Raw genomic sequence first — 25,120 nt, 5'->3', positions numbered from 1 at the left:
GATCAACGATAAACGGCGAGACCCAGCACGCCGCAGACACACACGAGCAAGCTGGCCCGGAACAAGGACGGATGCCACACCACGCGATACAGGCCCGTATAGGCAATCACGCGGTCCAACACCCAGGTAAGCGCGGCGCCCGCAATGAACAGCAGCACGATGGCCGGCACGTAGGCGTCGAAAACAGCAATATCACGTGGCATGACGAATTCCTTCAGACGCGCCGGCACGTCCGCTCACCAGCGGTTCAAGCGGCGATTGCGGATCGAGCAGCGCGGTACGAATGAAATGCAGATGACTCAGAATGCGCTGCAGCCGATGCCGCTCTTCACGCGGCGGCGTGAAGGTGGCAAGCATCTGCTGGAGCGCGGCGATCGCGTCGGTGGTCGCCGCCAGCGCACGGTCGAAGCGATCCGCGCGCGGGCGTCCGAACAGCGCCGTCACGGCCTTGCGCATCGCGCGCAACGACACGCGCCAGGGCATCGAGGTCGCATAGCGTGCATCGGCGGGCAGCGCCGCCACTTCCGCGCGCAGATCGATCATCGCGTTGCCCACTTCGAGCACGGAGAACAGCCAGCGCAAGGTATCGCGTTGGAGCGTGGGTTCGTCCTGTGCCAGCGCGTTGATCTGGAACATCAGATCGCGCGCGCCGCTCTCGAAGCGCGAACGCACGCGCCGCAGGCGCGCGCGGCTCGCCAGCACCACCTGGCGGCGCAGGTCCACCAGCAGACGGTTGCGCAGCCACGGCGTCGACGGCGGCAGCAGCACGGCAAAGGCAAGCGTCGATATCAGTATCGACAGCACCAGCGCCAGGGCATCGTTAATGGTGCCGCTCGGGTCGTAATGAATCACGTTGTCCGGACCGGCGAGGAAGCAGAAGAAGATGCAGTAGCCGACGCCGTAACCGGCCAGCGCGGGTCGCGTCGTCATGAACACGCCGAGCAGCAGGAACGGCGTGAGCGCGGCGCACAGCAGCGGAAAGCCGTCGATATGCGGATACACGCCGTACACCACGATCATCCCCATCACCGCGGCCGCCAGCGTGCCGCCGGCCATCTGGAAAGCGGTGCGCTTCGGATTCGGCGACGACGACGCCAGCGCGCAGATGGTCGCGGCATTCAGCACGAGCGTCGGGCCGCTCGGCCAGGCACTCGCGATCCAGAATGCGCCGACCACGATCAATACAATGGCCGCGCGCAGGCCCGCCACGCCGGCGGCAATCGCGTTGGTTTTCGGCTCGTAACGCTCGATCCAGCGCTCCCGCTCGTGCGTGTCGACGGCAAGTGACGCATAAGTGGCCGCGTATGCGTGCAGGTCGTCGATAAAGCGGTACAGCAGTTCCGCGCCGGTGTCGAAGTCGAGCAACGGGACGGCGGGGTCCATCTCCAGGTCTGCACGCGTCGCCCGCACCCGCTTGGGCAGTTCGGCCTTGTAGGCGTCGAGTTGCGCGGCCGCGTGGGCTGCATCGGCCGCGCTCAGCACCGGTTCGCCGGACTTCGCGAGCAGTGGGGCGATTTCCTTGAAGTACGGTTCGAGCGCGTCGATCGCGACCGTCGCTTCGCGCGTCTTTGCGTCGCGCAGCCGGTTCATCAACTGATGCAGCGCGTGAAAGCGCGTCGACGCGGTCATGAACTCGCTGTTCAAACGCGCAAGGCGGCCGCCGCGCATGCGCGAAGTGGGGCCTTCGAACACGGCGACACTGCGCGCCGCTTCAAAGCCGACGATGTCGGCGACAAAGCGCGCATTAGTCGCCTCGATCTGCGCACGATCGTTGCGGCCGGCGAGCGACGCGGACAGATAGTCGACGAACGCGGAAAAGCGCGCGCGCACCGTGCTGCGCATCTGCAAGCCGGCGTATTGCGGAAACACGAGGCCGCTCACCGCGCCCGCGCAGATGATGCCGACCACGACTTCGGCCACCCGAGTGAGCGCGCTCAGAAACGCGCCGTCCGGATGTTGCGAAGCCGGAATGCCGATCAGCGCGGCGGTATAGCCGGCCAGCACGAAGCCGTACGACCTGAAGTTGCGGTTGCGCGCGGCGCCCGCGGTGCAGATGCCGACCCAGATCGCGGTCGCGACAATGAACATTTCGGGCTGCTGCGCGAACAGACCGATCAGCGCGAGCATCACGACGAGGCCGACCAGCGTGCCGCAGATCCGGTAGAAGCTCTTGGCGAACACCATGCCGCTTTGCGGCTGCATCACGATGAACACGGTGGTCATCGCGGTGCGCGGCTGCGGCAGATCGAGCTTCATCGCGACGCCGAGCGCGAGAAAGCAGGCGGCGAGCGCCTTGAGCAGGTAGACCCACGTGAGGCCGTCGGTGCGCGCCCAGTCGACGGCCGCCGCGTGGAGCGCGGCGAACGACGCGAAGCGCGAGGCAGGAGAGGGGGAGGCTGACACGGCCGGCTTCCTTACTCTGCCGCAGGCGCGTCGGCGGCCGCGCGGGCGCCGGCGCTGGTGTTGGCATTTACGGACGACACGTGCGGGTTCCGAGCGGCGGGGTTCACCGCGGCGGCAGCATCCGAAGCGGGTACGCCGGCCACTGCCTGTGCCTTGCCCTTGCCGTGCGCCGGCAGCGTTTCGTTCGGCTGCGGACCGTTGGCCGGTTCATCGAGGCCGCCACCCAAAGCGGTCACCAGCGACGCATGCGCGCCGAGCCGCTCGGCCTGAATCTTCGCGACGCCTTCCTGGGCGCGCAGCAACTGCGTTTGCGCGATCAGCACGTTCAGGTAATCGGTCAGACCGCGCTGGTAGCCTTCGCGTGCCAGGTCGTAGTTCTTACGCGCCGCTGCGACCGAACGGTCGGCGTCCTGCGCCTGGGTCGTCAGCGAGCGGATCCGGATTACCTGATCGGAGATGTCCTTGAGTGCGCCGACGATCGACTGGTTATAGCGATCGACCGCTTCGTCATAACTCGACGACGCCACGCCGAGTTGCGAGCGCAGACGCCCGCCGTCGAGAATCGGCAGCGACAGCGCCGGCCCGCCGCTCCAGCTATGCGACGGATTCTTCAGAAACTGGAACAGCGGACCCATCGCCGCATACCCGCCGATCGACGCCAGCAGATTGATGTCCGGGTAGAAGTCAGCCTTGGCGACGTCGATGCCGCGCGCTTGCGCCGCCACCGTCCAGCGCGCCGCGACCACGTCAGGCCGGTGGCCGATCAGATCCGCGGGCAAGGCGCTCGGCAGACCGGCGGGCGCGGCGAGCGACAGCGCCGGCCGCTGGATCGAATCGCCTGCGCCCGGACCTTTGCCGGCCAATGCAGCCAGCTGATTGCGGCCGAGCGCGATTTTTTCTTCGATCGCATCGATCTGGCGCTCGTATTCGGGTATCGGCGTTTCGGCCTGGCTCACTTCGAGCTGTGTGCCGATGCCGCCCTTCAGACGGCGGGTGGCCAGATCGACGATCTGCTGCTGTTGCTGCAAGGTGGCGCGGGCGATATCGAGCAGCGCGTAGTTCAGCGACAGGTCGATGTAGGTGCGCACCACGTTGGCTTGCAGTTCGAGCTGGGCGGCGCGGGCATCCGCCGCGCTTGCATGGGCGGCGTCGAGCGCGCGTTCGGCGGCGTTTTTATCCTTGCCCCAGATATCGAGGTGATACGAGAGGCCGAGCGTGCCGGTGTTGTTCCACGACTGCTCGCCCGCGAGCGGGCCCGGACCGTAGTACACGTTATCGGCCCACTTCTGACGCTGGAGCGACAGACTGCCGTTGACCTGCGGCGACAGCGCCGCACGGGCGACGCCCGCCATCGACGCTGCTTCGCGCACGCGCGCCTGAGCAGCCGCGAGATCCGGATTGCCCGCCTGCGCGGCTTCGATCCACTGGTTGAGTTGCGGGTCGTTATAGACACGCCACCAGTCGGCGGCGGGCCATTGCGCATCGGCATTGGCGGCGCGGATGGCGTTGCCTGCGTCGAGCGAAGCGGGCGCGATGCCGCTCGCTTGTGGGGCGATGCCTCCGGTACTGGCGCAGCCGGCGATTGTTAATAGGATCGTAAGAACCGCGACGGCGGCGACCCCTTTTGGTACCGGAGACTGCACGATTTCCCCCATAAATAGCTATAGAACCTTGGCCGTTATTATATTTTTCGATTGATTGGGGAATAACCGGTAAAGATGCAAGGCATCTTTACGCAATATGTGATAATCGTCTTTGCGAATCGTGTAACAATCGCTGCGAGTCACCAAGGAAAGTCAATGGATACGCTTCAAAACATGCGCGTATTTGTCCGTGTGGTCGAAGCAGGCAGCTTCACGGGTGCCGCTCAGCACCTGAATACGACTACGGCATACGCGTCGCGTGCGGTTTCCGACCTGGAAGCGCACTTGCGCACGCGCCTCCTGAACCGCACCACGCGCCGCATCGCGCTGACCGAAGCGGGCGAGCGCTATCTGCAACGCTGCGAACAGATCCTCGCGTACGTCGATCAGGCCGAAGCGGAGGCGAGCGACGCCCATGCGCGCCCGTCGGGCAAACTCAAAGTCCACGCCATGACGAGCTTCGGGCAGCACTATGTAGTGCCGGCGGTCGGCCGCTATCAGGCGCGCTACCCGGATGTGCACGTCGAACTGACCCTGGCGCAGCGCATGCCTGACCTGCTCGACGAAGGTTTCGACGTGTCGCTGACGCTCGCCACCGGTCTGCCGGATTCGGGACTGGTGTCGCAACGGCTGTGCGGTGCGTTCAGCATCGCGTGCGCGTCGCCGTCGTACCTGGAGCGACGCGGCGTGCCGCAAACGCCCGCGGATCTCGCGCAGCACACCTGTCTGCAAATGGTCACGCCGATATTTCCCACCGACAAATGGATCTTTGACGGGCCGAACGGCGAAGAAACGATCGTCCTGGGACCGGCCACGTTTCAGGTGAACGTGGCCGAAGCCATGTCTGTCGCGGCCTGCAGTGGCATGGGCGTCGGCTTGATTCCGCTCTATTCGGCGATCAGGGGGCTGCGCAGCGGCGAACTCGTGTGGCTGTTGCCGGAATACACGTCGCAGGAAATGAACCTGTACGCGTTGTACCCGTCACGCCAGTATCTGGACGCGAAAATTCGGACCTGGGTCGAATTCCTGCGCGACGAACTGCCCGCCACGCTGGCCGCCGATCAGGCCGAGTTGCGTCAGTTTGCGCGCGGCTGACGGCTTCCAGGGCGCCAGTTGACGCGACGGCGGGCCGGTCATGACAGCCTGTTACATCCGTGCCGCATCGCAACATTTCCTTACGTCTGCGACGCAGTCGATTTGCTAACGTGTCGTTCATACGCTGCCGCATTCAGCCGGACGCGTTCAATTCGCCGCCGTTCGGCAAATCGCAACAACTGGAAGGACGAGGGATTCATGGATACGCACCTGATGATCGGCGTGGCTGTCATGTTTGGACTGATTGGAATCGCCGCATCGCGCGACTTGCTTCGCCGCCTGCGCGAACAGCAGCCGCAACTGGTGCCGGTCGAGGTCGAGCATCCGGCAGATGGGTCCGCGCAACGGCGCGATCGTTGAGTCGAGGCGCTCCAGGCGCCGCGTCCGGCTGTTGACCCGGTGCCCTTAAGCCCGGTGGCTGACGTGGCGGTTGAGTTTCGCCGTGGAATGTTCTTCGATCCGGGCGCTGTGTCTTCAGTGCAGCGCTTCGATCAAGCGCGGTTCGTCAGTGAGCGTGCGGTCCACTTCAGGACTCACCCGGTGCCAGCGGAAACGTCCGGCGGGCAAACAGGCCGTGCGGGCGAGCTTGTTGAGTTCGTCGAGCGGCAGGCCCGGATTCAGCCAGCGGCGCGCGGCTTCAGGCGCGAACACCAGCGGGCGGCGGTCATGTACATCGATCAACCCCGCGTCGGCGGTGGCCGTTACGATCACGAGGCCCATGCCGTCCGTTTGCGGTTCCGTACCACGCACACTCGATAGCGCGGCGAAATACATCGGCGCATCACTTTTCAGACGCACGAAGTAGGGCTGGCGCACCGATCCAGCGTTCGTGCTGTCGCCTCCACTATCTTTTTCGGGCGCGGCCTCCACGCGCCATTCGAACCAGCCGTCCGCCGGCACCAATACCCGTCCGGTTTTCCACAAAGTCTCGAAGTAGCGGGTGTCCGCCGCGGTTTCGGCGCGCGCATTGATCGTCTGCGGCAGATGCTGTGCGCGTGCCCAATCCGGGCAATACCCCCAGTGAACCGCATGCAGCGTTTCGTCGGCGTAAATGGCGAGCGGGTGAGTGCCTGGTGAGAGGTTGTAGCCGGGCCGGCGGTCGGCGGCATCGAACAGCATCAGCGGGTCGCTGAGGCCGAGATGCTCGGTGTAATGGAGCGGATCGCGGTACTGGCTGATTCGACCACACATGAGTGACCTCCGGATCCGGCCGGGATGGATGATGCCGCGGGTTCGAGCGGCCAGGCCAACATGGCATTTCACCTGCCGCCACCATTGCGCCGACGACAACAGGGTAGTGCCCGCCACCCAATCTGACTACCCAGATCAGCCCGAGTCCGCGTTAGATCTCGACGACCTTGTCCCACGCGAATTGCGGATTTTCCAGCAAGCCGGTCCGCCGGTCGAGATAGCCACGCGGATTGCAGACCACGCGCGTACCGTCGACGATATAGTCGAACGGCGTATGGGTGTGGCCGTGAATCCACAATGCGACGGGCGCGCGCACGAGCTCTGGCAAATGATTGACGAATCCGGCCGACACCGGGTCATTCGCGTAGCGTTCGGCCAGACTCAGCCGATGCGGCGCGTGATGGGTGACGACGATCGTCTTGCCGCCAAACGGCTTGGCCAGTTCATTCTCGAGCCACGCGCGCGCCTGCCGGTGCAGCGCGAGCGAGTCGGCGGGGGTGAAGTCGCGCGGCGTGTCGAGCGTATCGTGCGGCCAGTTCATCTGGATCAGGCCGCGGAAGTCGAGCATCACCCGGCGCGAGGCGTCGATCGATTCGGCGCGCGTGGCTTCGTCGGCGCCGTACAGCGCGAAGTCGGTCCACAGGGTGGTGCCGAGCACCCGCCAGCGGCCTTGCGGGTCGACCAGGGCGGCGTTGTTCAGCACGTGCACGTTGTCGACCTGAGCCGCCGCGTCGTAGAGCGCGGCGTCGAGCGCGCCGAATTCACCGTCGTAGTACTCGTGATTGCCGGGCACGTAGATCACCGGGACGGCGCCGTCAAAAGTTTGCGCGGCCCAACGCGGGCCCGCGGCGTGATTGTGAATGTCACCGGCCAGCACGATCAGATCCGCCTGCGCATGCGGGATCAGCTCGGGCTCGTCGTTTTCCAGATGCAGATCGGACAGCACTCGAATCTTCACGAATACGGCTCCTGCAATAGCCCCGCAGAGGGCAGGGGCGTCAGACGTTAGCGTAGCACCTTGCCCGGGTTCATCAGGTTAAGCGGGTCGAGCGCGCGTTTGACGGCGTGCATCAATTGCACTTCGACAGCCTGCTTGTAGTGCATCGCCTCGTCGATCTTCAACTGGCCGAGCCCATGTTCCGCGCTGATGCTGCCACGATGCCGGTGCACGCTGTCGTACACGAGGTCGTTGATCGGGCCTTGCCAGGTCTTGAGGAATGCCTTCGCGTCGACGCCCTCGGGCGCCTGCACGTTGTAGTGCAGATTGCCGTCGCCGAGATGGCCGAACGTGACCATGCGCGCGCCCGGCACGGCTTGCGCGATCGCCGCGTCGGTTTCCTCGATGAAGTGGCCGATGCGCGAAATCGGCACCGCGATGTCGTGCTTGATGTTCAGGCCTTCTTCCGCCTGGGCAAGCGGGATGTGCTCGCGCAGATCCCAGAACGCCTGCGACTGCGCGAGATTTTCCGCGACCACCGCGTCTTCGACGAGGCCATTTTCAAGCGCCGTTTCCATCAGGCGCTCGAATAACGCACGCGCATGTTCCTCGCTTTCGCTGTCCGACAATTCCAGCAGCACGATTTGCGCGTGGGGCTCCGCGAACGGATAGCGCATCTGCTCGAAATGCCGCCCGACCAGGCGCAGGCAGAAGTCCGACATCAATTCGAAGCCCGTCAGGAGCGGCCCGGCGACGCGTTGCGTGAGCGACAGAAAATCGAGCGCCGCATGCGGCGAAGCCAACGCGGCCAGCGCTGTGACACGCGCGGCCGGTTGCGGATGCAGCTTGAGCACGGCGGCCGTGATGATGCCGAGCGTGCCCTCGGCGCCGATAAACAGATCGCGCAGGTCGTAGCCGGTGTTGTCCTTGCGCAGCCCACGCAGGCCATCCCATAGTTCGCCCTGCGGCGTCACGACTTCGAGGCCCAGGCACAACTCGCGCGTGTTGCCGTAGCGCAAAACGCCGGTGCCGCCGGCGTTGGTGGCGAGGTTGCCGCCGATCGTGCAACTGCCTTCGGCTGCGAGGCTCAGGGGGAAGAGACGCCCGGCTTCTTCGGCGAGCCTTTGCACCTCCGCGAGAACCACGCCGGCTTCGACCGTGATTGTATTGTTGTGCGGATCGATGTCGCGTACGCGGTTCAGACGGCGCAGGCTGATAACGGCTTGCGCGCCACTCGCGTCCGGCGTGGCGCCGCCGGCGAGGCCGGTGTTGCCGCCTTGCGGCACGAGCGCGACGCGATGTTCGACGGTGAGTCTGACGAGCGCGGCGACTTCGTCAGGCGTTGCCGGGCAGAGCACCGCGCAGGCCGCGCCGGTGTAGCGGCGGCGCCAGTCGGTGAGGTAGGGGGCGGTGTCGTGCGGGTCGGTCAGCACCTGGGCGGCGCCGATGGCGTCGCGGCAGGCACTCAGGAAAGCAGCTTGGGTCATGATGGTCGGTCAGGTGTTCGGGCGAAAATGTGATGCGGATAGCGGCGTCCTCACGGGGCACGCATTCTGGCCTGCCTGGCCGCGTGTTTTGCAGCGCGCTTGAACGGCGCGACATAGGCGAGCGCGCAGACGAAAAACACCACGGCAAGCGCGGTTTCCAGCCAGCCGAGCCGGGTGCTCAAACCGTGGTCGCTCCAGCCACGCACGATGCCCTCGGCAAAATACAGCAGAATCAGCATCGACGCCCATTGCAGCGTATAGAGCCGGCGGCGCCAGACGCCCGGCAGGGCGAGCAGTAGCGGCACGGCTTTCAGCACGAGCAGCGAGCCGCCCGGCCGTAGCGGCGCGAGCCACCATTCCCACGCAACCGACAACACGATCAGCGCGAGCAAGGCAGCGACAGCGCCCCATGCGGCGAGGCGGTTTTGCGGCACGCTCACGGCTGCCGGATTGGCGACGCCATTGGCCACCTCGTCGATCACCTCATTGGCCGGCCTGGTCACGGCCGCTCGCTCAGCGCTGCCGCCGTGCGCGCGATACGTGCGCCCAGCGCGATGGCAAGTGTCTTTTCGTCGGCGGAGATGCCGTGTTCCGCCGTGCCCGCGCGCGCGAAATGCGATGCGCCATATGGCGTGCCGCCGGTTTGCGTGGTGCTCAGCGCGCTCTCGGTGTAGGGAATGCCGACGATCAGCATGCCGTGATGCAGCAGGGGCAACATCATCGACAGAAGCGTGGATTCCTGGCCGCCATGCAAACTGCCGGTGGCCGTGAATACGCAGGCCGGTTTGCCCGCCAGTGCGCCGGACAGCCACTGCGGCGTGGTGCCGTCGAGAAAGTATTTGAGCGCGGCCGCCATGTTGCCGAAACGGGTTGGCGAACCGAGCGCGAGACCAGCGCATTCTTCGAGGTCGCGCAGTTCGACGTAGGGCGGACCTTCCGCGGGAATGTCCGGCTGGGTTGTTTCGCAGACGGTGGAAACCGCCGGCACGGTGCGCACACGCGCCTGCATGCCGGGGATGCTGTCGACGCCGTGCGCGATCGCCAGCGCGAGTTCGCGCGTGGCGCCGTGACGGCTGTAATAGAGCACGAGAATGTCTTTCATAGGCCTCATCGGTGAACGGGTATTATAGGGGCTGGGTCCGCTGCACAGGCCATGCATGGCCATTCGGCCAGGTCTCGCATACGGTCCCGAAACACCGGTTCATGAAGCCAGGAGGTGGGTTTGTTGTCCAGGGTGCGTTTCGATCTCGACACGCTCAAACGGCTCGCGCAGTTCGCCGCGAAGCGCAGTAGCGAAGACCGCATTCCGCAGGTGGCCGGCAGCCTCACGTTCACCACCATGCTCGCGCTCGTTCCGCTCGCCACGGTTGCGTTCGCGCTGTTCACCGCGTTTCCGATCTTCAGTTCGTTTCAGATGTCGCTACAGATTTTTCTGGCCGACCATCTGATGCCCGCGCAGCTGAACAGTCAGATTTTCAATTACCTGAACCAGTTCGCTTCGAAAGCCAAAGGGCTGACGACGATCGGGATGATCCTGCTGTTCGTCACCGCGGTGATGACCATGATGACCGTCGAGTCCGCGTTCAACGTGATCTGGCGGGTACGCAAGGCGCGGCCGATCGCGCAGCGCATTCTGGTCTATTGGGCGATCATCACGCTCGGGCCGATTATGATCGGCGTGAGCCTGTCGATTTCGTCGTACCTGTTCACGCGCTCCATGGAATTCACCGCCGCGCAGCGTATTACGCCGGTAATCGACTGGGCTCTCACGGGCGCCGCGCTGCCGTTGACGGCGCTCGCTTTCACGATGCTCTACGTCTATCTGCCCAACTGCCGGGTGGAGTGGCGCGATGCGGTAATCGGCGGCGTGACTGCCGCGATCGCCTTCGAGATCGCCAAGCGCGGCTTCGGTTTTTACGTGCGACGCTTTCCCACCTACGCCGCGGTGTACGGGGCATTCGCCGCGGTGCCGCTGTTCCTGCTATGGATGTACCTGTGCTGGTTCATCTCGCTAGCGGGCGCGATGATCGCCTCCGCGTTGCCGGCGATCCGGATCGGCCAGTTCCATCGGCCGACCTTTGAAGGCAGCAATCTGTTCGACTCGCTCGAGTTGCTCGCGCGGCTTTCAGAGGCACGCGAGACCGGCAAGCGCGGCTACACGGTGCCGGAGCTTTCGCGGATGCTTCGCCGTGACATGGATACGACGATCAATCTGCTGCAAAAGCTCGAGGAGATCGAATGGATCGTAAGCCTGCAGGAAGACGGCACACGCCCGCATTTCCTGCTGCTGGCGAATCCGGCGCAGATCACTGTCGAGCGCCTGTTCAATCTGTTCGTGATCGATCGCGCGGAGCTCGAATATCAGCTCGGCCTCGACTCGACTCGTGTGGATGGGATGACGCTTCTGGCCGCGCTCGAGAACGACAAACTGAGCGTGACGCTCGCCACGCTGCTGGCGGTGCGTGCCGCCGCACGCGCGGCTCGTATGCCGGAAAGCGACCAGGGCGCCTCTTCCATGCCGCATCAGGCGGCCTGAAGCGGCCTGACGTGGCATTGAGCTGGCCGGTTCGGCGCAAGCCAGCTCTAAGCGTCTGTTGGACTACAGCGAAATCTTGCCCGTGCAGATGTCCTTGAACATCACCCAGTCGCCCATCAGGCTGTAAAGCGGATGCCGGAACGTAGCCGGCCGGTTCTTCTCGAAGAAGAAATGCCCGACCCAGGCAAAGCCATATCCGCAGATTACCGCCGCCGGCAGCCATAGCCAGTCGCCGGTGGCGAGCGCCATGGCGAGGCAGCCGATCACGCCGAGCGACCCCACGAAATGCAGCCGCCGCGAGACCATATTGCGATGCTCGCTCAGGTAGTACGGATAGAACTCCGCGAAACTCGCGAAGTGATCGGTGTGCGCGGTATGAGCCATGACGGCCTCCGAATTTCGACGCTTCTCGACTTCTTGCCCGCCATTCCCGGGATCCAACTGCGGGGTGATTCGGCGTGCGCCGGGATACTCGGAACACGCTCGAAACAGGACAGGCATGACCATTGTGCGGCTATCGGATCATGCGCGCAACCTGGCCATTCGGCCGATGGCGCGCATACGCCGCCGCGTTTATGGTGATGCCTTGTCGCCGCTATCGAACGTTGCTTGCGCTCTTCGTGGCGAAGCTGAACAGGGCGTCGAGCGTCGCATCCGGTTGCTCGGTCATTAGCGCGTGACCGGCGTCGAGCGTGATGGTGTCGACCGGCGTGCCGGCCTGCGCGAGCACACCGGCGAGCGCCCTGGCTGCGCGTGGCGGCGTCATCGCGTCGCGCCGGCCGACGATCAGCCGTGTCGGGCAACGCACCTCGGCGGCGCGAGTCAGGCCGTCCGCATAAGCGTTGCAGGCGGTGAAGTCGGTGTGGAACAGATGCGGTTCGCCGCTCGCCGAGACACGCTCCATGAGCCGCTGATTCATGCCTTGCAGCCAGAAGCCGGGACCGGGGCATGACGGCTTGGCCGCGAGCGTCGAATGCGACCACTGGTTGACCATGCCGATCGCATCGGGCTCGCGATGCAGGGCGGCGTCGAGCAATGCATCGGAGACGGTCATCGGCGCGGCGGTGGCGAGCAGGGCGAGATGCGTGGCGCGTGCCGGATAGCGGCCGGCGAAATCCAGCGCGATCAGCGAGCCCATGCTGTGTCCGGCCACGAACGCGCGCTGCACGCCGGCGGCATCGAGCAGCGCGGCCAGCCAGTCGGCCATGGCCGGTACGCTGGTGAGCGCCGGGCCGCCGCTGCGGCAATGGCCGGGCAGATCGACGGCCAGCACACCGAAGCCGTGGTGTGCGAAATAGCGTGTTTGCAACCCCCACACGCTATGGTCGTGCTCGGCACCGTGAATGAATACGGCGCTTGGCAGGTTGGCGTCGAACGGTTTGCCGCCGGTGTAGGCGTAGGCAGGTTTGCCCTGAACGGTGAGGATCATGCGGACTCCGGGCGCTGTGCGATGGCAGCGGATGGGGCGGTGCCGGATGCAGCCGGGCCGCCCGCTTTGAGCGCGGCTTTCAGCGCGCGTTTGAGGTCGTCGATCAGATCGTCCGGATCTTCCAGGCCGATTGAAAGACGGATCGTGCCTTCGGCGATCCCAGCTGCGGCGAGCGCGGCGGCGTCCATTCTGAAGTGCGTCGTCGACGCGGGATGAATCACCAGTGAGCGCGCGTCGCCCACATTCGCGAGGTGCGAGAACAGCGACAGCGCTTCGATGAAACTGCGCCCGGCGGCGCGGTCGCCGCGCAGATTGAAGCTGAACACCGCGCCCGCGCCGCGCGGCAGCAGGCGTCTCGCGAGCGCATGGTCCGGATGCGACGGTAACTCGGGGTAGGCAATCGTATCCACGGCAGGGTGCGCAGCGAGAAATTCGACCACCTTGCGCGTATTCGCGACGTGCCGTTCCATCCGCAGCGGCAGGGTCTCGATACCTTGCAGCAGTTGCCAGGCTGCTTGCGGATGCAGGCAGGCGCCGAAATCGCGCAGGCCTTCGCGGCGGGCGCGCAGCAGGAACGGCGCAACGGTGCTTTCCTCGGCGAATACCATGCCGTGGAAGCCCTCGTAGGGTTCGGTGAATTCTGGAAAGCGGCCCGACGCACCGAAGTCGAAGGTGCCGCCGTCCACCAGCACGCCGCCGATCGTCGTGCCGTGGCCGCCAAGGAATTTGGTCGCCGAGTGGTAGACGAAGTCGGCGCCGTGCTCGAACGGTTTGAGCAGGTAGGGCGTCGTGAAGGTGGAGTCGACTAGCAGCGGTACGCGGTGCTCGTGCGCGATCTGCGCGACGGTGGCGATGTCGAGCACGTCGAGGCCCGGATTGCCGAGCGTTTCGCCGAACAGCAGACGCGTGTTCGGGCGCAGCGCCGCGCGCCACGCATCGTGATTGCCCGGTTTGACGAAGGTCGTCTCGATGCCGAAGCGCCGTAGTGTGTAATGCAGCAGGTTGTGGGAGCCGCCGTACAGCGCGCTGGAGGCGACGATATGGGAGCCGGCACCCATCAGCGTGACGATTGCCAGATGCAGCGCGGCCTGCCCGCTAGCCGTGCCGATCGCTCCCGCGCCGTTCTCCAGCGCGGCGACGCGTTCTTCGAACACGGCCACGGTCGGATTGGAGATGCGCGAGTAGACGTGACCGGCGCGCTCCATATTGAAGAGCGCCGCGGCGTGGTCCGAATCGCGGAAGGAAAACGACGTGGTCTGGTAAATCGGCGTGGCGCGCGCGCCGGTGGTGGGGTCGGGGGCTGCGCCGGCGTGCAGCGCAAGCGTATCGAAACGGTTGGCGGACATCCTGGGCGGCGAAGCCACGGACGGCCTCGCGAAAGGTGAAAGTGGCGGCCATCCTATCACCGGCATCGATCGCTTCAAGCGCGGTTTTCCCGATGCGCGTGGCCCGCATGGCCCCGCGTACCGCTGGCGAACGCCCGCTGCGCCTTGGTGGGCGGGCCGCTTTCCTTTTATGGGCCTTTCCGCTAGGATCGAAAATCATTCAGGCATTATCAAGTTAGCGAGCATCAGAGGAGACACATCATGCGAGTCAGCGACATTCTTAAGGTCAAAGGCAACACCCTTTTCACGGTCACGCCGGACACGACGCTGCACGACGCAGTCAACGCAATGTCCGACCACGACATTGGCTCGCTGGTCGTGATGGAATACGGCGATCTCGTCGGCATGTTGACGTTTCGTGAAATTATTCAGACGGTGAGCAAGAACGGCGGCAGCGTCGGCACCTCGACGATCCGCAAGGTCATGGACGACCATCCGCTCACCTGCACGCCCGAAACGGACGTCAACGAAGTCCGCCGCATGATGCTCGAGCACCACGTGCGCTATTTGCCGGTGCTGGAAAGCCGCACGCTGATGGGCGTCATCTCGTTCTACGACGTTGCGAAGGCGGTGGTCGAAGAGCAGGGCTTTGAAAACCGCATGCTCAAGGCCTATATCCGCGACTGGCCGGAAGAACAGCAGGAACAGCAGCCGGCGCGTTAATACAGGCTGGCTCGCCGCGGCGTTTGAGTCTATTCGGGCCGTTGTCGTGAGCGTGAAGACGCAATCAAGGCGCGCGCGAAAGCGTGCGCTTTTTTGTGTCCGGCCGGGCGTCAGGCTCATTGGCCGGCCTGGCGCCCAGCGCGGTATCCGCTCGATGCCTTTTCAGGCCCGGCGTTGCGCGTGGCCCCTCGTCCTTAGCTGCTCTTTTTACGCGTACTCCGACCTTCATGAGCGATCGTCCGTTACCTGCCGCCCGTCGCGCCGCCCGCACCCAGGAGGCGCACGAATCCCAGTTCCGCCTGCTCGGGCAGCGCCGCTTTGCGCCGTTTTTCTGGACCCAGTTCCTCGGCGCGATGAACGACAACGTCTTCAAGATCGGCTTCACGTCGCTCGTGACCTACCAGGCCGCGCGCTTCTCCGGCGTCGACCCGAAAACCGCCGCGTTCCTGATTTCGGCGATATTCATCCTGCCGTTCGTGCTGCTGTCGGCCACCTCCGGCCAGATCGCGGACAAGTACGACAAGGCGATGCTCACACGCTTCGTCAAGAGCTTCGAGATCGTCGTCATGCTGATCGGCGGCGCGGGTTTCTGGCTGCATAGCGCGCCATTGCTGTATCTGTGCACGTTTCTGATGGGCGTTCATTCAACCGTGTTCGGACCGGTCAAGTATTCGTACCTGCCGCAGCATCTGTCGAAGTCGGAGCTGGTCGGTGGCAACGGGATGGTCGAGATGGGCACCTTCGTCGCGATCCTGATCGGCACGATCGTAGGCGGCGCGGGCGCGGGTTTCGTCGAGCACGGGTCGGTGGTGCTGGCTTGCGCTTGTGTCGCGATCGCGCTGGTGGGGCGGGTCGTGTCGAGCTTCGTACCGGTCACGGCGGCGCCGCAGCCCGATCTGCGCATCAACTGGAATCCGGTTAGCGAGACGTGGCGCAACCTGAAGCTCGCGCGCGAAAACCGTACTGTGTTTCTGAGCCTGCTGGGGATTTCCTGGCTGTGGTTTGTGGGCGCGACCTTTCTGTCGTCGTTTTTCAGCTTCGCGAAGAATGTGCTGTCCGCCGACCCGGATGTCGTGACCGTGTTGCTCGGTACGTTCTCGATCGGCATCGGTCTCGGGTCTCTGCTCTGCGAAAAGCTCTCGAAACGACGCATCGAAATCGGTCTTGTGCCGCTCGGGTCGATTGGCATGAGCGTGTTCGCGATCGATCTGTTCTTTGCGAGCCATGCGCTGCCGGTCGCTGGGCATCTGCTGAGCGTCGGCGAGTTCCTCGTGCGGCCCGCCCATTGGCGCGTGCTGGCCGATCTGTTTTTGCTGGCGATGTTCGGCGGTTTCTATAGCGTGCCGCTCTATGCGCTGATCCAGAGCCGCAGCCAGCCGAGTCACCGGGCGCGCATCATCGCCGCGAACAATATTCTGAATTCGCTCTTCATGATCGTCTCGGCGTTGATGGCGATGGGGCTGACCGCGGCGGGCTTCAGCATTCCTGCAATTTTTCTCGTCACTGCGCTGCTCAATATCGTTGTCGCGACTTACATCTATTCGCTCGTGCCCGAGTTTCTGCTGCGGTTCGTCGCGTGGGTGCTGGTACATACGTTCTACCGGATTCGTCTGGTGCATGCCGAACGTATTCCGGAAGAGGGCGCGGCCGTGCTGGTGTGCAACCACGTGAGTTTCGTCGACGCAATCGTGATCATGGCCGAGAGCCCACGCCCGATCCGTTTCGTGATGGACCACCAGATCTTCAGGTCGCCGTTCGCCGGCTGGGTATTCCGCCACGCCAAGGCGATCCCGATTGCGCCGGCGCATCAGGACCCCGAGTTGTTGACGCGCGCCTATGAGCGCTGCGCGCAGGCGCTCGCCGAGGGCGATCTGGTGTGCATCTTCCCCGAAGGCAAACTCACGAAGACCGGCGACATGAATCCGTTCCGCCACGGCGTGACGGAGATCATCCGCCGCACGCCCGCGCCGGTGGTGCCGATGGCGCTGCGGGGTCTGTGGGGCAGCGTGTTTTCACGCTCCAACGACGCACGCTGGCCGCGGCCGATCCAGAAGGGCGTGATGAGCCGGCTGACGCTGGCGGTGGGCGAGCCTATTGAACCCGCTCTGGCGACGCCCGAGCGCCTGCAGGAGATCGTCAACGAGTTGCGCGGCGCGCGGAAGTAGCGCGGAGCTTGCCGTGCGGCCCCAGCCGCCGCGGGGCTGGCATAATGGTGCTTTCCCCGCATTTCTTTTGGACGACGCCCATGTCCGGCAACACGCTCGGTACGCTTTTCACTGTCACCACCTTTGGCGAATCGCACGGCCCCGCGATCGGCTGTGTGATCGACGGGTGCCCGCCGGGCATGGCGCTCGCCGAGGCCGATATCCAGTTCGAGCTCGACCGCCGCAAACCCGGCACGTCGCGCCATGTCACGCAGCGCCAGGAAGAAGACAAGGTCGAGATCCTGTCGGGCGTGTTCGAAGGCCAGACCACCGGCGCGCCAATCGCGCTGCTGATCCGCAATACGGACCAGCGCAGCAAGGATTACGGCAATATCGCTGACACGTTCCGTCCGGGCCACGCCGACTACACATACTGGCAAAAATACGGCATCCGCGACTATCGCGGCGGCGGCCGTTCGTCGGCCCGTCTGACGGCGCCGGCGGTCGCGGCCGGCGCAGTCGCGAAGAAATGGCTGCGTGAGCAATTCGGCACCGAGATTCGCGGTTACATGGCGGCGCTCGGCGGGATCGACGTGCCGTTTGTCGACTGGGCTCAGGTGCGTGAGAACCCGTTCTTCGTACCGAACGCCGAGATCGTGCCGCAACTCGAAAGCTATATGGACGCGCTGCGCAAAGAAGGCGATTCGATCGGCGCACGCATCAACGTCGTGGCATCCGGCGTGCCGGTCGGACTCGGCGAGCCGCTGTTCGACCGTTTGGACGCTGACATCGCGCACGCAATGATGGGTATCAACGCGGTGAAGGGCGTCGAGATCGGCGCGGGCTTTGCCAGCGTGGCGCAACGCGGCTCGGTGCATGGCGACGAATTGACGCCGGAGGGTTTCGTCGGCAACCACGCGGGGGGCGTGCTCGGCGGCATTTCGACCGGACAGGACATCACCGTATCGATCGCGATCAAGCCGACTTCGAGCATCCGCACGCCGCGCCGCTCGATCGACAAGGCCGGACAGCCGGTAGTGGTGGAAACGTTCGGGCGGCATGACCCGTGCGTCGGCATCCGTGCCACGCCGATCGCCGAATCGATGCTCGCGCTGGTGCTGATCGATCACGCACTGCGTCATCGTGCGCAATGTGGTGACGTCGCGGTGAGCACGCCGAAGATTGCGGCGAGCGCGCCCTGAGCGTGGGTTTGCGAACGCTTTCGCCGCACCTGCCGCGTAGCATCATGTCAATGACCGAGCCGAATTCCGAACTGTCAGCGGGCCAACTCGCTGACCTGCGCCTGCGTGCCGCTGGGCCGCATGCCGGCGCAGCCGACTTTCTCGCGCTTGGACAAGCGCTGCTCCAGCCAGCCGGCCGCGACACAACCCTTCATCGCGAAGCGCTTGCCGCGCTCGTGCGCGCCTACCAGCTCGATCCTTCCTGCGATTCCACGCTGCTTCACACGATTGCGCAGACGGCGTTCATCGTGCGGGACTGGGCGGTGGTCGATTCCGCCACCTCAATGCTGCTCGCGCGAGATGCTGAAGACGGCAACGCGCTCGTCTGGCGCGCGGCCGCTGTGCAACAGGGCAACGACTTCGACACCGCCGAGCGGTTGTTGAACGAAGCGGTACGCGTTGCGCCGGGCAATCCGGTGGTGCTTCACAAACTGGCGTTGTGTATCAAGGAGCAGGCGCGCTTTGGCGAAGCGGAGGCATTGCTCAGGCACGTGCTTGAGCTGACGCCAAACAATATGCATGCGCTGTTCGATCTCTCCGAGCTTGAAATACGTACTGGGCGCTATGCCGAGGGCTGGGCGCATTACGAGTCGCGCGTCGCATTCGGCGACGACCTGAACAACGCGCAACGTGCGCTGGCCGAAATCAGCGCGCACTGGCAGGGCGAATCGCTGACCGGCAAGACGTTGGTCGTATATGGCGAGCAGGGCAATGGCGATTGCCTGTGGGCGGTGCGTTTTCTGCCGTTGCTCGCAGAGCGGGCGAGGCGCGAAGGCGGCCGGGTGATATTTGGCCATGATGGTCCGTTGCGGCATTTGTTCGCGCGGATGTTGCCGGCCGATCTGCCGCTCGAAACCAGTCTTGAAACGCGGCCCGATTTTCATTGCGGGCTGATGAGTTTGCCGCTGCGGCTGGGGGTTTTCGATGCAAGCGGGTGGGGCAGACCGTACCTGAGCGCTGAGCCGGCACGTGTTCAGGCGTGGTGCGAGCGGGTGAATGCGCATACCGCTGGCAAGCCGGGTAATCGCAAAGTTGGATTGGTGTGGAATGGCAACCCCGAACATATTCGCGACATGCGGCGTTCGGTGCCGGTGGAGCAACTCGAGCCATTGTTGAGCGTGGCGGGTGTGACTTATTTTGCGTTATCGCCGGGGCGGGGGGAGACGGTTGCGCGGTGGCGTTTGAATGGTGCCGACGTGGTTGATTTGACTCACCATTTTCAATCTGGGTTTGATGACGTCGCTGCATTGCTGGTGAATCTCGATCTGGTTGTCACGATTGATAGCGGACCCGCGCATCTGGCGGGGGCACTGGGCGTGCCGACCTGTTTGATGATCGATCACGTGTCAGCATGGTTTTGGGGCGATGAATCGCGGCGGACTGATTGGTACGATTGTGTTGAGTTGGTTAGGCAACCGAAGGTTGGGGAGTGGGGGGTGGTTGTTGCTCGGGCGCGGGAGTGGGTTTTGAGGTGTTGATTTTATTTTTTGCCTTTTGCGGCGGCATTATTTTGGTTGTGCCTGCGGCGTTGGCCTTTCCTTGTTTTGCTATTGGTTTATTAGCGTTCCCCCTGTGCGGGGGGGCACCTACTTTTCTTTGCCTGCCGCAAAGAAAAGTAGGCAAAAGAAAGCGGCTCACACCGCCAACATTTAAGTGGGTCCCCTGGCTTGGAGGGGCTGGTGGTCCGATTAACGGATCACACCTCGGTCGGTAACCGCCCGTGACACAGCCGTCATCCGCTCCCACTCCGCACTGCGTGCGTCGCGGATGGGTCTGCCAGGGAAACCGGGTGCTTCGTTTGTGTGCGGTGGGGGCCATCGGCTTCGCCTCGGCGAGGCGCCGAAACACACCAGTGGTTTGATGAAGTACCGCATCGGCGCGCGCAGCGCCGCTGGAAGCATGACGGCCTGGTCACTCAGGTGGGGAGGTGCGCAGGCTCAATCTCTACGGAGCCACGATCCCCTCCAAGCCAGGGGACCCACTTAAAAGTTTGCGGTGTGAGCCGCTTTCTTTTGCCTACTTTTCTTTGCGGCGGCAAAGAAAAGTAGGTGCCCCCCACACAGGGGGAACGCTAATAAACCAATAAGAACAGAAAACACCAAACGCCATAGGCAAACCAAAACAATGCCGCCGCGAAAGGCAAAAACGACCTCAATTACATATTCGGATAATTAGGCCCACCGCCGCCCTCAGGCGTGACCCAAACAATATTCTGGGTAGGATCCTTAATATCGCATGTTTTGCAGTGCACGCAGTTCTGCGCATTGATCACAAGCCGCTCTGTGTTGTCGTCGTTCTTGACGAACTCATACACCGCCGCAGGACAGTAACGCGATTCAGGTCCCGCGTAGGTCTGCAAATTTACATTCACCGGCACAGACGGATCCTTCAGTGTGAGGTGAGCCGGCTGATTCTCTTCGTGATTGGTGTTCGAAATAAACACCGACGACAACCGGTCAAACGTCAGCTTCCCATCCGGCTTCGGATAAACAATCGGCTTGCACTGCGAAGCCGGTTTCAGCATCTCGTGATCCGAATGCTGATGATGCAGCGTCCACGGCACATTGCCGCCCAGCAGCTTCTGCTCGACACCCACCATCAACGTGCCGAGATACAGGCCCTTGCTCATCCACTGCTTGAAATTGCGTGCGCGGTACAACTCGGTGTGCAGCCAGGAGGTTTTGAAACTCTCCGGATAAGCGGTGAGTTCGTCGCTAGTGCGGCCGGCCTGCACGGCTTCAAATGCCGCTTCTGCCGCCAGCATGCCGGTCTTGATCGCCGCATGCGAACCCTTGATCCGCGATGCGTTCAGGAAGCCCGCATCGTCGCCGACCAGCGCGCCGCCCGGGAACACCAGTTTCGGCAGCGACATCAGTCCACCGGCCGTAATCGCCCGTGCGCCATACGACACACGTTTACCGCCTTCAAGCACCGCGCGGATCGCCGGATGCGTCTTGTAGCGCTGGAATTCCTCGAACGGTGACAGATACGGATTTGAATAACCGAGGCCGACCACGAAACCGACCATCACCTGGTTGTTGTCCATGTGATAGAGGAACGAGCCGCCGTACGTGTCGCTCTCCAGTGGCCAGCCAGCGGTGTGCATTACCAGACCGGGCTTGTGCTTCGCGGGATCGATTTCCCACAGTTCCTTGATGCCGATCCCATAGACCTGCGGATCGACGCCTTCGCGCAGCTTGAACCTGTCGTTCAGTTGACGGCCCAGATGTCCGCGCGCGCCTTCGCAAAACAGCGTGTATTTGGCGTGCAGCTCCATGCCGAGCTGGAAATTCTCGGTCGGCTCGCCGTCCTTGCCGATGCCCAGATTGCCGGTCGCGACGCCTTTGACCGAGCCATCGTCGTTATACAAAACTTCAGCAGCCGGAAAGCCCGGAAATATCTCCACGCCCGCCGCCTCAGCCTGCTGACCGAGCCAGCGCGTCACATTCGCGAGGCTGATCACATAGTTGCCGTGGTTCTTGAAGTTGTCCGGCAGCGCCCAGACCGGCACGCTCTTCGAGCCGGTTTCGGTCAGGAACAGGAATTTGTCTTCGGTCACGTCCACGGTCAGCGGCGCGCCTTTTTCCTTCCAGTCGGGGATCAGTTCGGTGATGGCACGCGGATCCATCACCGCGCCCGACAGGATATGAGCCCCGATCTCCGAGCCTTTTTCCAGTACGCACACGCCTAGTTCGACGCCTTTTTCAGCCGCCAGCTGCTTCAGGCGGATCGCCGCGGACAGGCCAGCCGGGCCGCCGCCGACGATCACCACGTCGTATTCCATCGACTCGCGCGGGCCGTATTGCTCAATGAGACTTGCGGGGGTCATTGATGCTCCTCTTACCGTTAGAATGCTTTTTTCGGGATCGTATTGTGGGCGATGGTTTCTCGCACTGCAACCAGATGAACAGAGATTAGCACGACCGTTCTATTTTTGTGATGCGGTATGACCCGTAGAAAAGGTCTCGCCGCCCCGTAACCGCATCTGTCTTGACAACCGAACAAGGGAACGACTATGGGCCGTTCGATCAATCTGGAAGGCAAAGTCGCGCTGATCACGGGCGCTTCAAGCGGGTTGGGAAAGCGCTTTGCTCAAGTATTGTCGCAGGCGGGCGCCAAGGTCGTGCTGGCGAGCCGCCGCACCGAGCGTCTGAAGGAGCTGCGCGCCGAGATCGAGGCCTCCGGCGGCGCGGCGCATGTCGTTTCACTCGACGTAACAGACTATCAGAGCATCAAGTCGGCGGTCGCCCACGCGGAAACCGAGGCGGGCACCATCGATATTCTGGTAAACAATTCGGGTGTGTCGACCACGCAAAAGCTCTCGGATGTCACGCCGGCCGATTTCGAGTACGTCTTCGACACTAACACGCGCGGCGCATTTTTCGTCGCCCAGGAAGTGGCCAAGCGAATGATCATGCGCGGCAACAACGCACAGAAGCCGTCATACCGGATCATCAATATTGCGTCGATGGCGGGCCTGCGCGTGCTGCCGCAAATCGGCCTGTATTCGATGAGCAAGGCCGCTGTCGTCCATATGACCAAAGCAATGGCGCTCGAGTGGGGCAAGCACGGCATCAATGTGAACGCGATCTGCCCGGGCTATATCGACACCGAGATCAACCATCACCACTGGTCGACCGAGCAGGGGCAGAAGCTGGTGTCGTTGCTGCCGCGTCATCGCGTCGGCAAGCCGGATGATCTGGACGGTCTGTTGCTGCTGCTGGCCGCGGACGAGTCGCAGTTCATCAACGGCTCGGTAATCGCCGCCGACGACGGTTTCGGGCTGGCCTGAGCCGCGAGGCAGGCCACGTTCGATTAATACGCGATCGAAGATACTGTTTTACGCGCATCGGTCTTCTGGCGAACGAAGGCCCGCGCTATTTTGCTTCAATGCCGGCCCGAGCGCCGGTCTCAGGTCGGTCCCACGCCGGTTTCAACCCGTAAAAGACGTACGATGAGCGATTTTCACGCAGTTTTTGAGATGTCGATACCGATCCGCTGGGGCGACATGGACGCATTCGGCCATGTGAACAACACGGTCTATTTCCGTTACATGGAGCAGGTGCGGATTTCGTGGTTCGAAGAACTGGGGTTCATCGGTCGCAATGGCAGCGGCGAGGGGCCGGTGATCGTCAATGCGTCGATGGAGTTTCTCAAGCAATTGCACTATCCGGGCGACGTGATCGGCCGGATGAGGGTGGCTACGCCAGGCCGCAGCAGCTTTGACACCGGTTTCGAACTTGTGCGTGCCGACGATCCCACCACCGTCTACGCGCGCGGCGCGGCGCGCTGCGTGTGGATCGACTACGCGGCCGGCAGATCGGTGCCGGTACCTGATCGGCTGCGCGCGATCATCGAACGCGCCGCGCTGGTCAAAGCGGCCTGAGGGCCGGGCCGGCAGCCGGATCCAGCCTGAAACGACCGGCGACGGGAGCGCGCGCCACGCCGCCCTTCAATGCCCGAGCAAGCGCTGCAACAACTCGGTCGCGTTGCCCGTATCGTATTTGCGCATGAGCCGCGCGCGGTAGACATCGACCGTGCGCGGGCTGATCTCCAGCGCCCGCCCGATTTGCTTGCTGGTCTTGCCGGTCACCAGTTGCGCGGCGATTTCCCGCTCTCGCGGGGTCAATTCGACCGCTACGCGCCGCGTCGCGCTCAGATCCTCGAAAGTCCAGACCCCGGCCGCGTGCGGGTCCATGCGTTGCTGCGCGCGGCCGGTGACGTGGCACCAGAACAATTCCCCATTGGCCCGCTTCATGATGCGGTCGTCCGCATAACTGCCCTGCGCGGTCATGATCGGCGGAATCCGTGCGCCGATCCGCTCGAATTCGTCCGCCGATGGATACAGCACCTGAAACGACTGGCCAAGCAGCGCCTCGCGCGTGTAGCCGAAAATCGAGAGCAGCTCGTCATTGCAGTCTTCAATGATCCGTTCGCGCGACAGCACGAGCCCGATCGGGGCAAGGTGAAAAGCGGTTTGGTAATCCAGTGCGGGCATGGGCAGGCGGCAAGTACTTATGTATTTTTGCGTATTGTGCCGTACGGCGCGCGCAGCGTACCCTTTCCGGCATATCACAACGCGGCGAAAGCGTGCGCGGCAGGCATGAGTGCCGAAATTCAGGCGAGCGGGCGAACCGCTCTGCCGATCTGGGCACACAGCCGGCTGCGGATGACTAGAATGACGTGTCGGGCTGCGCCCGCAGAACGTCGTATCTGCCGCAATGATCCGGTTTCGGGTTTCCATAAAGGAAGGGACAAACGATGAACAAAGTCTATCCAGGCGCGGCTGAAGCGCTGAAAGACATCGTCAAGGACGGGCAGACGTTTGCCGTCGGCGGCTTTGGGCTATGCGGCATTCCGGAGGCGCTGATCGCCGCGCTGCGCGATTCGAAGGTGCAGGGCATCACCTGTATCAGCAACAACGCGGGCGTCGACGGGTTCGGCCTCGGTCTGCTGCTTGAAACGCGCCAGGTCAAGAAGATGATTTCGTCGTACGTCGGCGAGAACAAGGAGTTCGAACGCCAGTATCTGGCTGGTGAACTCGAGCTCGAATTCACCCCCCAAGGCACGCTCGCCGAGAAGCTGCGCGCCGGCGGTTCGGGCATTCCGGCGTTCTTTACCAATACCGGCTACGGCACGCTGATCGCCGAAGGCAAGGAAACCCGCCAGTTCGGCGAGAACCACTACGTGCTCGAACATTCGCTGACGGCGGACGTGGCGCTCGTCAAGGCGTGGAAGGCCGACAAGTCGGGCAACCTGATCTATCGCCGCACCGCGCGCAACTTCAACCCGATGTGCGCGATGGCCGGCAAGATTACCGTCGCGGAAGTCGAGGAGATCGTCGAAGTGGGCGAACTCGATCCGGACGCGATCCACACGCCGGGCATCTTCGTGCAGCGCATTGTGCTCAATGCGAATCCGGAAAAACGCATCGAACAACGCATTGTCCGCGCGAAAGGAGACTGA

23 protein-coding genes are annotated in these 25,120 nt (G+C 63.5%); 10 read left to right on the top strand and 13 right to left on the bottom strand.

The annotated features are described in order from the left end of the window. Positions 1-2: 2 nt before the first annotated feature. The 3 genes from PQR27_RS14680 to PQR27_RS14670 are packed head-to-tail and all read right to left on the bottom strand — an operon-like array spanning position 3 to position 4,046. Positions 3-203 (bottom strand): DUF1656 domain-containing protein, encoded by a 201-nt coding sequence (locus PQR27_RS14680; protein WP_063496755.1) that lies wholly within the window; start codon positions 201-203, stop codon positions 3-5. Beyond that, positions 193-2,403 (bottom strand): FUSC family protein, encoded by a 2,211-nt coding sequence (locus tag PQR27_RS14675; protein WP_408524334.1) that lies wholly within the window; start codon positions 2,401-2,403, stop codon positions 193-195. Before PQR27_RS14675 ends, PQR27_RS14680 begins: the two co-directional genes overlap by 11 nt. Positions 2,404-2,414: 11 nt before the next feature. Next, positions 2,415-4,046: an efflux transporter outer membrane subunit gene (locus PQR27_RS14670; RefSeq protein ID WP_408524333.1), complete on the bottom strand. Its 1,632-nt coding sequence runs from the start codon at positions 4,044-4,046 to the stop codon at positions 2,415-2,417. Between the two features lie 156 nt (positions 4,047-4,202). On the opposite strand from PQR27_RS14670, the gene PQR27_RS14665 reads away from it, so the two are divergent. Both PQR27_RS14665 and PQR27_RS14660 read left to right on the top strand, forming a co-directional pair. Next, positions 4,203-5,141, top strand: a complete 939-nt coding sequence (locus PQR27_RS14665) for a LysR family transcriptional regulator (protein ID WP_408524332.1) — start codon at positions 4,203-4,205, stop codon at positions 5,139-5,141. A 198-nt stretch (positions 5,142-5,339) separates the two neighbouring features. Further along, positions 5,340-5,501, top strand: a complete 162-nt coding sequence (locus PQR27_RS14660) for a hypothetical protein (protein ID WP_408524331.1) — start codon at positions 5,340-5,342, stop codon at positions 5,499-5,501. 114 nt (positions 5,502-5,615) lie between these two features. On the opposite strand, the gene PQR27_RS14655 is transcribed toward PQR27_RS14660, so the two are convergent. From PQR27_RS14655 to wrbA, 5 genes are all read right to left on the bottom strand, one after another. Continuing rightward, positions 5,616-6,332, bottom strand: coding sequence for an SOS response-associated peptidase (locus PQR27_RS14655; protein ID WP_408524330.1), 717 nt, complete (start codon positions 6,330-6,332; stop codon positions 5,616-5,618). A 151-nt stretch (positions 6,333-6,483) separates the two neighbouring features. Continuing rightward, on the bottom strand, positions 6,484-7,290 hold the full coding sequence (locus PQR27_RS14650) for a metallophosphoesterase (protein ID WP_408524329.1): 807 nt from the start codon (positions 7,288-7,290) through the stop codon (positions 6,484-6,486). 47 nt (positions 7,291-7,337) lie between these two features. Further along, positions 7,338-8,756 (bottom strand): FAD-binding oxidoreductase, encoded by a 1,419-nt coding sequence (locus PQR27_RS14645; RefSeq protein ID WP_408524328.1) that lies wholly within the window; start codon positions 8,754-8,756, stop codon positions 7,338-7,340. Positions 8,757-8,806: 50 nt separating this feature from the next. Continuing rightward, entirely contained in the window at positions 8,807-9,226 is a 420-nt protein-coding gene (locus PQR27_RS14640) for a DUF2069 domain-containing protein (protein ID WP_408525494.1), read from the bottom strand. 29 nt (positions 9,227-9,255) lie between these two features. Beyond that, positions 9,256-9,858, bottom strand: a complete 603-nt coding sequence (gene wrbA / locus PQR27_RS14635; RefSeq protein WP_408524327.1) for an NAD(P)H:quinone oxidoreductase — start codon at positions 9,856-9,858, stop codon at positions 9,256-9,258. Positions 9,859-9,978: 120 nt separating this feature from the next. On the opposite strand from wrbA, the gene PQR27_RS14630 reads away from it, so the two are divergent. Continuing rightward, positions 9,979-11,292: a YihY family inner membrane protein gene (locus PQR27_RS14630; protein ID WP_408524326.1), complete on the top strand. Its 1,314-nt coding sequence runs from the start codon at positions 9,979-9,981 to the stop codon at positions 11,290-11,292. 63 nt (positions 11,293-11,355) lie between these two features. Here the strand turns inward: PQR27_RS14630 and PQR27_RS14625 are convergent, their stop codons facing one another. From PQR27_RS14625 to PQR27_RS14615, 3 genes are all read right to left on the bottom strand, one after another. Continuing rightward, a complete protein-coding gene (locus PQR27_RS14625) occupies positions 11,356-11,676 on the bottom strand; it encodes an Mpo1-like protein (RefSeq protein ID WP_408524325.1) in 321 nt (106 codons plus the stop codon). Between the two features lie 211 nt (positions 11,677-11,887). Then, complete coding sequence (locus PQR27_RS14620; RefSeq protein ID WP_408524324.1) at positions 11,888-12,721, bottom strand: alpha/beta fold hydrolase; 834 nt, start codon at positions 12,719-12,721, stop codon at positions 11,888-11,890. After that, positions 12,718-14,067 carry an O-acetylhomoserine aminocarboxypropyltransferase gene (locus PQR27_RS14615; protein WP_408524323.1) on the bottom strand — a complete coding sequence of 450 codons (1,350 nt, stop codon included), beginning with the start codon at positions 14,065-14,067 and terminating at the stop codon, positions 12,718-12,720. Before PQR27_RS14615 ends, PQR27_RS14620 begins: the two co-directional genes overlap by 4 nt. Positions 14,068-14,307: 240 nt before the next feature. Between PQR27_RS14615 and PQR27_RS14610 the strand changes: the two genes are divergently transcribed. From PQR27_RS14610 to PQR27_RS14595, 4 genes are all read left to right on the top strand, one after another. After that, positions 14,308-14,769, top strand: coding sequence for a CBS domain-containing protein (locus PQR27_RS14610; RefSeq protein ID WP_408524322.1), 462 nt, complete (start codon positions 14,308-14,310; stop codon positions 14,767-14,769). 227 nt (positions 14,770-14,996) lie between these two features. Next, entirely contained in the window at positions 14,997-16,934 is a 1,938-nt protein-coding gene (locus PQR27_RS14605) for an MFS transporter (protein WP_408524321.1), read from the top strand. A gap of 80 nt (positions 16,935-17,014) precedes the next feature. Next, entirely contained in the window at positions 17,015-18,115 is a 1,101-nt protein-coding gene (gene aroC, locus PQR27_RS14600) for a chorismate synthase (protein ID WP_408524320.1), read from the top strand. 50 nt (positions 18,116-18,165) lie between these two features. Next, a complete protein-coding gene (locus PQR27_RS14595) occupies positions 18,166-19,632 on the top strand; it encodes a tetratricopeptide repeat protein (RefSeq protein ID WP_408524319.1) in 1,467 nt (488 codons plus the stop codon). 677 nt (positions 19,633-20,309) lie between these two features. Here PQR27_RS14595 and PQR27_RS14590 read toward each other — a convergent pair. Next, positions 20,310-21,983: an electron transfer flavoprotein-ubiquinone oxidoreductase gene (locus PQR27_RS14590; protein WP_408524318.1), complete on the bottom strand. Its 1,674-nt coding sequence runs from the start codon at positions 21,981-21,983 to the stop codon at positions 20,310-20,312. A gap of 186 nt (positions 21,984-22,169) precedes the next feature. Between PQR27_RS14590 and PQR27_RS14585 the strand changes: the two genes are divergently transcribed. Then, positions 22,170-22,946, top strand: coding sequence for an SDR family oxidoreductase (locus PQR27_RS14585; RefSeq protein WP_408524317.1), 777 nt, complete (start codon positions 22,170-22,172; stop codon positions 22,944-22,946). Between the two features lie 162 nt (positions 22,947-23,108). Further along, entirely contained in the window at positions 23,109-23,540 is a 432-nt protein-coding gene (locus PQR27_RS14580; RefSeq protein ID WP_408524316.1) for an acyl-CoA thioesterase, read from the top strand. 66 nt (positions 23,541-23,606) lie between these two features. Here the strand turns inward: PQR27_RS14580 and PQR27_RS14575 are convergent, their stop codons facing one another. Beyond that, complete coding sequence (locus tag PQR27_RS14575) at positions 23,607-24,152, bottom strand: LuxR C-terminal-related transcriptional regulator (RefSeq protein ID WP_408524315.1); 546 nt, start codon at positions 24,150-24,152, stop codon at positions 23,607-23,609. 263 nt (positions 24,153-24,415) lie between these two features. Between PQR27_RS14575 and PQR27_RS14570 the strand changes: the two genes are divergently transcribed. Beyond that, the gene (locus PQR27_RS14570; RefSeq protein WP_054040428.1) at positions 24,416-25,120 is read left to right on the top strand and encodes a CoA transferase subunit A; all 705 of its coding nucleotides are present in this window, start codon (positions 24,416-24,418) and stop codon (positions 25,118-25,120) included.

This window comes from Paraburkholderia fungorum (assembly GCF_046027215.1).
GTDB lineage: Bacteria > Pseudomonadota > Gammaproteobacteria > Burkholderiales > Burkholderiaceae > Paraburkholderia > Paraburkholderia fungorum_D.
Note: the sequence above shows the minus strand (reverse complement) of the source record. Positions and strands in the feature narration are given on the sequence as shown.